An 8508-nucleotide genomic window follows, 5' to 3' on the forward strand; every position below is an offset into this window, starting at 1 on the left:
TATCGGCTCCATGTCGGGCTCGCTTCTGGGCGTCGGGGCGGCGGCGCTCGTGACGAACCTCTTCGATGCTCAGACGCTCGCGGAGTGGGCGTGGCGCCTGCCCTTCCTCGGCGGCGCGCTCCTTGGCACAGTGGCGATCCTGATCCGCCGCAATCTGCACACATCAGAGCATTTCCAGCAGCACCAGGAGCGGCGCGACGACACATCGCCCCTGCTCGAAGCCTTCACGACGAACCGCAGAGAGACGCTTCTGGCGGTGGCCTTCGCGGCCAGTTACGGCACCTGCTACTACATCGCCTTCGTCTATCTTCCGGAATGGCTGTCGGGTCAGGGCTTGATGGCACGGGACACCGCGCTTCTGATCAACACCGCGATGACGGTCCTCGTGATCCCCGCGATGCCGCTGGCGGCAATCGTGGGCGACCGGTGGGTGCCCCGCCGGGTCTGGATCGCTCTGGCGATCGGGCTGCTGGCGCTGGTCGCATGGCCGCTGCACGAGTGGATGCTCGTGTCGGGCGGCGCATTGCTGCCCGTGGTCGTCGCACATGCGGTGACCTTCCTTCTGTTGGCCGTGCCGCTGGGCTCCGGCCCTGCCCTGTTCGCGGAGATGTTCCCCGAGCGGGACCGGCTCTCGGGCTATTCCGTTGCCTTCAATATCGGCCTCGGCATTTTCGGAGGCCTCACGCCGATGATCGCCACGAGCCTCATCGCCGCGACCGGCATGGTCACCGCGCCTGCGCTCTACATGCTCGCGGCGGGTTTGATCGCAGTGATTGCGCTTGTTCTGACCCCTGATCGCAGCCGCGCGCCTTTGCGCTGACCGAAGCAATCCCGCGAAACCGAATTGGAGGCTGGACCGATCACCGGGATGCGCTATCACGGTGACGGCGCGCTCGCTTTGGAGATGTGAGGCGCCATCGACAGTGAGACGTGCAGAAGGACCACAGACCGGATGGAACAGCGCGGAACCGACCGTCTGAAGCTCGCCCTCCTCGCGCTTGCTGTAGCGGCGCTGGTGGTGGGCCTCGCCTTCTGGGCGGCTGGCGCGGACGCCTTGGCGAAAGCCAGCTGGATCGTCGGCGTCGTGCCCACCCTCGCCGCGCTTGTCTTTGAGATCTCCCGCAGCCTCCGACGCGGCGAAGTCGGTCTCGATATCGTGGCCGCGCTCTCGATGACGGCCGCCCTCGTCTTCGACGAAACGCTCGCCGCGGCGGTCGTGGCGGTCATGTATTCCGGCGGCACCTTTCTTGAGAGCTTCGCCGAGGGCCGCGCCCGGCGTGAGATGCACGACCTGCTCTCGCGGGTCCCACGGACCGCGACCCGGCATCGCGATGGCGGGCTGGAGGATATCCCCCTCGACGAGATCGCCCCCGGGGATCGGCTGCTGATCCATCAAGGCGACGTGGTGCCGGTGGACGGATCATTGGCCTCCGAGACGGCTTTTCTGGACACATCGGCGCTGACCGGGGAGTCTCTGCCGGTTCGTTTGGCGCATGGGGCCGACGTCATGAGCGGCTCGACCAATGCAGGCGAGGCGTTCGATCTGATGGCGGTGCGGCCCGCGAAGGACAGTACCTATGCCGGGATCGTCCGGCTGGTCGAGGAGGCGCAGGCCTCCAAGGCCCCGATGTCGCGCCTCGCGGATCGCTGGTCTCTGGGCTTTCTCGTGGTCACGCTCGCCATCGCCTTCGCGGCCTGGTGGTTCACCGGGGACCCGATCCGGGCCGTCGCCGTGCTCGTGGTCGCGACGCCCTGCCCGCTGATCCTCGCCGTGCCGGTCGCTCTGGTGGCGGGGCTCTCGCAAGCGGCGCATTACGGCGTGCTGATCAAGGGCGCAGGACCGCTCGAGACGATGGCGCGCATCGGCACGCTGGTCCTCGACAAGACCGGCACTCTGACCGAAGGCCGCCCGCAGATCGTGTCGATCGACAGTCACGACGGGATGGAGGAGGATGAGATCCTGCGCCTTGCCGCAGCCCTCGATCAGGCCTCGAAACACCCGGTGGCACAGGCGATCGTAACCGCCGCGAAAGAGCGCGGCTTCACCCTGCCCGTCCCGTCGGATGTGGCGGAAATCGCGGGCGAAGGCGTTGTGGGCCATGTCGATGGGCGCAAGGTCATCGTCGGTGGCGACGATTTCGTGGCAGCACGTGTCGGGCGCAAACCGGGCGATCACCCCACGATGGCCGCCGGGGCGGTCCTCGTCGCCGTCGCCGTCGATGGGCGCATGACCGGGCATCTGGTGATGGCCGATCCGCTGCGCGAAGATGCGGGCGCCATGCTCGAAGGGCTGCGCCACGAGGGGATCGAACGGATTCTGCTCGCCACCGGCGACCGGACGGATGTGGCCGAACGCGTGACCGAGGGGCTCGGCCTCGACGGGCTGCGCGCGGGCCTGACGCCGGACCAGAAGGTTCTCCTCGTGCTGTCCGAGCGCAAACACGGGCCGGTCATGATGGTGGGCGACGGCGTGAACGACGCGCCCGCGCTCGCCGCCGCAGATGTCGGTGTCGCCATGGGCGCGCGCGGGGCCGCCGCCTCGGCCGAAGCGGCGGATGTGGTACTTCTCGTCGACCGGATCGATCAGTTGCGCGCGGGCATCGAAATCGCCGCATCCTCGCGGCGGATCGCCTTCGAGAGCGTCGTCGCCGGTATCGGACTCTCCGTGCTCGGCATGATCGCAGCCGCCTATGGCTACCTCACGCCGGTGGAGGGCGCCATCTTGCAGGAGGCGATCGACGTTGCCGTGATCCTGAACGCCCTGCGCGCCCTTCGGATCAGGCCCAAGTGAGGACGCAAAACGACGTCGCACCCTCACTCAAGCCTGTGCCCAGTGGCGTTATCGCAGATAGACCTGATTGCCGCTGCGCACGACGCTCACCCTGTCGCCGACACGGAACTGGTTCGACATCTGGATGACGGTGATCGAGCCACCATTGTCGAGCCGCACGGTCCACGCATAGGACGTGTAGGTGCCGCCTTGGCTGGCGACGTTGCTGCCGATAATTGTGCCCGCGATCGCGCCCGCGCCGGTCATCACGTCCTTGCCGGTTCCGGAGCCGAACTGGTGCCCGATCACCGCGCCGACGAGGCCGCCCGTGACCGCGCCGACGATCTGGTCGCCGTCGCTGGTGCGGCGCATCGTGACCGGCTGCACCGAAACGATGCGACCATATTCGATGCTGTCATAGCTGTAGGTGGTGCGCGGGCCGGGACCCGGACCGGTATAGGGACCGTTCGCATAGGGACCCGGCGTCGGGTTGCAGGCGGCAACGCTCAGCGCCGCAGGCAGAACAAGAAGAAAAATACGCATTTTGAACCTCCATGGTAGCTCCGCCGCATGTCTTTGACATCCGGGCGTAAAAGAAGCTTGCCGCGATTCAGAGCGCGTTTCCTTGTTTTCGGACAATGAGGTTGAATAAGTCGCAGGCGGAGGCCGCGTCGCAAGAAGCGAGGATTTTGGCGATCCCTCGAGGACTCGAACCCCGAACCTGCTGATTAGAAGTCAGCTGCTCTATCCAGTTGAGCTAAGGGACCGCGTGGCCCCCTAAATGCGCGATCGGCGCGCGCGGTGCAAGTTCAGATCGCGCGCATCAGGAAGACGGAATTCGGATCGGGCTGGTAGCCGACATAGGGCCCGCATTCCGCAAAGCCCGCCCGTAGGTAGAGCTGGCGCGCCGGGGCGAAGGAGTCCTGCGATCCGGTCTCGAGATAGAGGCGCGCAATGCCGTCAGTGCGCGCGGCGTCGATCAGCTGCTCGAGCATCCGCCGCGCGAGCCCCCGCCCGCGCATCTCGGAGAGGATATGCATCGATTTGATCTCGCCCTCATCGGGCGCGATGCGCTTCAGCGCGCCCATGCCCACCGGGCGCCCCGCCTGCCGCATCACGAAGAAGGAAATGCCGGGCGCAGCCAGCGCATCTGGCGGCAGCATATGGATCGACTCGGGCGGCGTATCTTCGTGCATCGCCGCCGTGTGGCGGGCGTGAAGCTCTGCAAGATCCGCGCCCAGCGGGGTCTCGCGCGCGATTTCGATCGTGTCTTCCATGGGGCGTCCTCATCCGTGTCGGCGGCAGATTAGGCCCGGCGCGCACCAGCCTCCAGCGCGAAAACGCCTTAGTTGCGGATGACTTTGCAGAACCCGCCCTGTCCGCGGATTTTCTCGCAGGTCGCCAGCGCCTCTTTGCGCGAACCTGCCGGGACTTGCGCGGTGTATTGCGCGCGCCGCCCGAAGCCCGGCATCACCGCGCGCACGAAACGCAGCTTGGCGTCCCCAATCGCGCCGGAATGACGCGCCGCGGCCCGTTTGCCGAAGACCTCAGCCGATCTCTGGGTGCGCCCGGCGGCCACGATCACGCCCCAGGGCGGGACAGGATCGCGGAATTCCCGGATCGCCCGGCCCTTCGCCAGTTTGGTGCAGGCCGCAAGGAAAGGCGTCTCCCCATCGAGCCGGTAATCCACCTCCTCGGGCGGCGTATCACGCCAATCCTCCGCGGAATGGCCGGTGATTGCGCGCACATAGGCGCGGGTCTCGCCCGCAAGCCCGCCGGTCTTCGCGATGAACCCCGCCGCACGGTCCTCGCCGCCGTTATAGCCGATCGCCGCGAGGCCGGGATTGCCGAAGCGCGTCGCCATCTCGGCCAGATAGCGCGCCGAGGCTTCGATCGCTTCGGCCGGATTGAACGGGTCTCCAAGCGACCGCAGTCGCGCCGTGCCGGGCATGAATTGCGCGATCCCCTGCGCACCCGCGGGGCTGATTGCCGCCGGATCAAACCGGCTTTCGCGCCAGAGAAGCCGCGCGAAATAGCCCGGGTCGATCCCTGCCTCCTGCGCCGCGTTTTCGATAAGCCCGCAGGTATCGGCGAAATAGTTTTTCAGCCCGATGCAGCGGCGCCCGTCCTCGGTGCAGCGCAGATCGGGCGCCGGAGGCCCGATCATCGCCCGCGCAGGCTGCGCGTTCAGCGCCCCCGCGAGGATACAGAAAAACAGGGCTGAGAGGAGGGTTTTCATCACTGAAAATTAGCGGGAATTCCGGCATGGCGCCAGAGCGACGTCGAGGCCGAGCCTTAGTCGCGCAGCACACCTGCGGCGGCCAGCACTTCGCGGTCCGGGCGCCAGATATCGCGATGCGGTGTCGCGAAGGCGCGCGTGGAGAAGCTGGCACTCACGCCCCGATCGCGCAGGAAGGCGCGGTCGATCGCCTCCTCTTTCGCCACATCGATCGGCAGCGGGTAGGCTTTCAAGCTATAGCCGTGAAAACCCAGCGTTCCCTCCGGCCCAAGATCGCGATGCGCGCCCGCCATGAAGATCAGCGTGCAGGCGGAATAGCAGCGTTTCGTCACCTGCGTGCTCAGCCCCCGCGCCAGCACGCGTTGCGCCAGCGCCCGCGCGGCGAAAACCTGCCCGCCGGCACTGTCGAGATCGACCGCCGCGACGCCCGTCGCCGGGGTTGCCTCGAACCGCGCCAGAAGATCGTAGCCGATATCGCCGGTCAGATAAGCGACGCCGTTGCGCACCTCCAGCGGCTGCGGCCCGGCATAGGCGGCCGGCACCAAGGCCGCTGTCTGCCGCGCGGCCTGATCGAGCGCATGGGTCACCGTCACCACCGCGACCGCCACCACCGCCACGCGCCCCGCGAGCAGCACATGGCCCCGCGCCCGCGCATCGATCCAATGCGACAGGCTGCGCCACGCGCCCACCAGCTGCCACAGCGCCAGTGTCATATCCGCGAGGAACAGCAACGCGAAAAACGGCATCGAGAGCGGCGACGACAAAGCTTGCCACAGCTCGGCGACAGCCAACCGTCCGCCGATCAGCACCACGACGAGCGCGATCCAAGGCGGGCACTCGCCCTGCCAGTAGCTGCCGAGACCCCAGTGTGAGGCGGGCTGAAATATCCGGGTGGCTCGGGCCATTTACGTCGTCCTTTCGAGCACCATCGGCTTTCAGTGTAGCACAGCTGGCCCGAAAATTGGGAAACTGCTGGAAAGGACGCGACTACGGGCGGGCCGAAGGCGGGACTTCTGCCGCGAGCCATGCCTCTGCTATACTGCGACGATGGGAGGTCCCTTCGCATGATCACGCTTACGATCAACGGGCGGCACGTCGAAGTCGATGAGGGCACCAGCTTGCTGGAGGCGGCGAAGCAGGCTGGCATCCATGTCCCGACGCTCTGCTATTACCCCGGCTTGCCCGCCCATGCCGTGTGCCGCATGTGCCTCGTGGAGATCGAGGGCAGCCATAATCCGCAACCGGCCTGCCGCACCCTTGCGAAGGAGGGCGATGTCGTTGCGACGGACACCGAGGCGCTGGCGGCCTTTCGGAAAGCCGATGCCCAATGGCTGCTCGCGCGCCATCCCAATGACTGCATGCGCTGCGAGGTGAACGGGGCGTGCCAACTGCAGCGTCTCGTCCATGAGAACCAGTGGGAGGAGCGTTGGCCGAAGATGCCCGCCGGGGCGCCTGCCGCCTCGGAAGAGCTCGCGACCGATCACACCTCCCCCAGCATCTGGCGCGACCTGTCGAAATGTATCGAATGCGGGTTGTGTGCGGAGGTCTGCGGCGACAGCGTGCAGAACCAGAATGTCATCGGGTTCGCCAATCGCGGATTTGACCGCCGCCCTGTCACCGTCTTCGACGTGCCGCTGTCGCAGACCAACTGCATTTCCTGCGGCCAGTGCACGCTTGTCTGCCCGGTTGGCGCGCTGATCGAGGCGCCGCATTGGCACGCGGTGCTGCAAACGCTCGACGCCCATCGGCGCGTCTCCGTGGTTCAGGTGGCCCCGGCGACCCGCATCGCCATCAGCGAGGAATTCGGGCTGGAGCCGGGCACCGTCAGCACGGGGCGCTTGATCAATGCGCTGCGGCTTCTGGGGTTCGATTATGTGTTCGACACCAATTTCGCCGCCGATCTGACGATCATGGAGGAAGGCACCGAACTGCTGTCGCGGCTTGAAGCGGGGACGGAGCTGCCGCTGTTCACCTCCTGCTGTCCGGGTTGGGTGAATTGGGTCGAGCTGAACCGCCCCGATCTTCTGCCGCATCTGAGCACGACCAAATCCCCCCAGCAGATGCATGGCGCGATCGCGAAACGGGGCCGCTTTGCACGGTCTCTGGGGCCCGATTTCGCAGACGGCAAAGCTGAGCCCTATGTCGTGAGCGTCATGCCCTGCACCGCCAAGAAGGACGAAGCCCAGCGCCCCGGCGTCTCCGGCGACGTGGATCATGTGCTCACCACCCGCGAACTGGCCCGGATGATCCGGTCGCGGGGGATTCCGTTCGGAGCGCTCTCCGAGGACGGGCAATTCGACAGCCCGCTGGGCGAGAGCACCGGGGCCGCCCAGATATTCGGCGCCTCCGGCGGGGTCATGGAGGCGATGGTCCGCACGGCTGCGCATTTCAAAGGGATCGAGCACGATCTGCCGCTGGAATGGGAGGCGCTGCGCGGCGTCCGTGAGGGTGTGAAAACCGCGACCATCCCCGGCGTCGGCACGGTGGCCGTGTGCAACGGGATCGCGTCGGCCCAGCGCATGCTGGAAGACGAAGCCTGGCGCGACGACTATGTCGTGATCGAAGTCATGGCCTGCGTCGGCGGCTGTCTCGGCGGCGGCGGTGAGCCGAAATCCATGGACCCGCATATTCTGCAAAAACGCGCCAAGGCGATCTACAGCGTCGATGCGAAGGCACCGCGCCGCCGTTCCTATGAGAACGCGGATGTGCAGGCGCTCTATGCCTCGGAGCTAGGCGCGCCGAACTCCCCGACCGCGCACCGTCTGCTTCACACCCATTACGCCGCCAGACATTCCGCGCGCTCGCTGCTGATGCGCTTTCTGGATTGCGTGGACCGGCGCGACGGTGCAGCGGCCGCAAAGCTGTTTCATCCCGATGGGGTTTGGTCGACCGCATCTCCCTTCGGCGTGCTGACCGGCGCGGACGAGATCGCGGGGCTTATCAACGCGAAGCTGCCGCCGAACCTGCGCGGTGCGAAATATGCGCGCCACCAGATGGAGCGCGCCTCGGATATCGACGACCTCACGGTCCTCGCCCCCGACGGGAGCCGCAGCCGCTTCGATCTGGAGCTGAGCACCGTGGAAGCTGACGGCTACGCTCAGACGGTGATCCAGACTCTCACGCGCACCGTCCTGTGACACTCTCCTGCGCAGGCTTTCCGCGCAGAGGGCGAAGACAGGTCACAAATTCATCATCCCGACGATCACAAGCGCGTTTCTTTTTCCTTTCTTGTTCTAGAGCAAAGCCATAGCGGGCGACGGGGTTCATTTTCTCGGACGTAGTACTCCCGCCCGAGCTTGCGGGGAGAGAAACCGGAACGGATGAACGATGCCAAGCCAGAGCCGCGACGAAATCGAACAAATGCTGTCCACTGCGAAGAGTGGACGCCCCTGGCGACTCTGGGCTTTCGGCGCGGGTGCTGTCGTGATCGCGATCGGCGCGTGGCTCTGGCTTGCGCCCTCCGGCGACACCACGGGCACGAGCTATGTGACGCAAGCCG

Annotated in this window: 7 protein-coding genes and 1 tRNA gene; 3 read left to right on the top strand and 5 right to left on the bottom strand. The window is 66.4% G+C overall.

The annotated features are described in order from the left end of the window. Both B3D39_RS16545 and B3D39_RS16550 read left to right on the top strand, forming a co-directional pair. Positions 1-820, top strand: an 820-nt coding sequence (locus B3D39_RS16545) for an MFS transporter (RefSeq protein WP_286789898.1), incomplete at its 5' end; no start/stop codon positions are given. A gap of 132 nt (positions 821-952) precedes the next feature. Beyond that, the gene (locus B3D39_RS16550) at positions 953-2791 is read left to right on the top strand and encodes a heavy metal translocating P-type ATPase (RefSeq protein WP_274963129.1); all 1839 of its coding nucleotides are present in this window, start codon (positions 953-955) and stop codon (positions 2789-2791) included. A gap of 48 nt (positions 2792-2839) precedes the next feature. On the opposite strand, the gene B3D39_RS16555 is transcribed toward B3D39_RS16550, so the two are convergent. The 5 genes from B3D39_RS16555 to B3D39_RS16575 form a co-directional block, all read right to left on the bottom strand. Continuing rightward, positions 2840-3313, bottom strand: coding sequence for a glycine zipper 2TM domain-containing protein (locus tag B3D39_RS16555; protein WP_083078996.1), 474 nt, complete (start codon positions 3311-3313; stop codon positions 2840-2842). Between the two features lie 147 nt (positions 3314-3460). Next, positions 3461-3537: transfer RNA gene (locus tag B3D39_RS16560), tRNA-Arg, on the bottom strand. Between the two features lie 42 nt (positions 3538-3579). Then, complete coding sequence (locus tag B3D39_RS16565) at positions 3580-4047, bottom strand: GNAT family N-acetyltransferase (RefSeq protein WP_274963130.1); 468 nt, start codon at positions 4045-4047, stop codon at positions 3580-3582. A 68-nt stretch (positions 4048-4115) separates the two neighbouring features. Continuing rightward, entirely contained in the window at positions 4116-5009 is an 894-nt protein-coding gene (locus B3D39_RS16570) for a lytic transglycosylase domain-containing protein (protein WP_274963131.1), read from the bottom strand. Positions 5010-5065: 56 nt separating this feature from the next. Continuing rightward, complete coding sequence (locus B3D39_RS16575) at positions 5066-5914, bottom strand: hypothetical protein (protein WP_078570070.1); 849 nt, start codon at positions 5912-5914, stop codon at positions 5066-5068. 159 nt (positions 5915-6073) lie between these two features. Between B3D39_RS16575 and B3D39_RS16580 the strand changes: the two genes are divergently transcribed. After that, on the top strand, positions 6074-8146 hold the full coding sequence (locus B3D39_RS16580; protein ID WP_274963132.1) for a [FeFe] hydrogenase, group A: 2073 nt from the start codon (positions 6074-6076) through the stop codon (positions 8144-8146). Positions 8147-8508 lie beyond the last annotated feature (362 nt).

The sequence above is a fragment of the Thioclava sp. UBA3469 genome (assembly GCF_002378135.1).
GTDB classification, from domain to species: Bacteria; Pseudomonadota; Alphaproteobacteria; order Rhodobacterales; family Rhodobacteraceae; genus Thioclava; species Thioclava sediminum.

What these genes read in the sequence shown, in the direction of transcription:
- B3D39_RS16550 (WP_274963129.1), top strand. Translation starts at nt 953, where the DNA reads ATGGAACAGCGCGGAACCGACCGTCTGAAGCTCGCCCTCCTCGCGCTT.
- B3D39_RS16555 (WP_083078996.1), bottom strand. Translation starts at nt 3,313, where the DNA reads ATGCGTATTTTTCTTCTTGTTCTGCCTGCGGCGCTGAGCGTTGCCGCC.
- B3D39_RS16565 (WP_274963130.1), bottom strand. Translation starts at nt 4,047, where the DNA reads ATGGAAGACACGATCGAAATCGCGCGCGAGACCCCGCTGGGCGCGGAT.
- B3D39_RS16570 (WP_274963131.1), bottom strand. Translation starts at nt 5,009, where the DNA reads ATGAAAACCCTCCTCTCAGCCCTGTTTTTCTGTATCCTCGCGGGGGCG.
- B3D39_RS16575 (WP_078570070.1), bottom strand. Translation starts at nt 5,914, where the DNA reads ATGGCCCGAGCCACCCGGATATTTCAGCCCGCCTCACACTGGGGTCTC.
- B3D39_RS16580 (WP_274963132.1), top strand. Translation starts at nt 6,074, where the DNA reads ATGATCACGCTTACGATCAACGGGCGGCACGTCGAAGTCGATGAGGGC.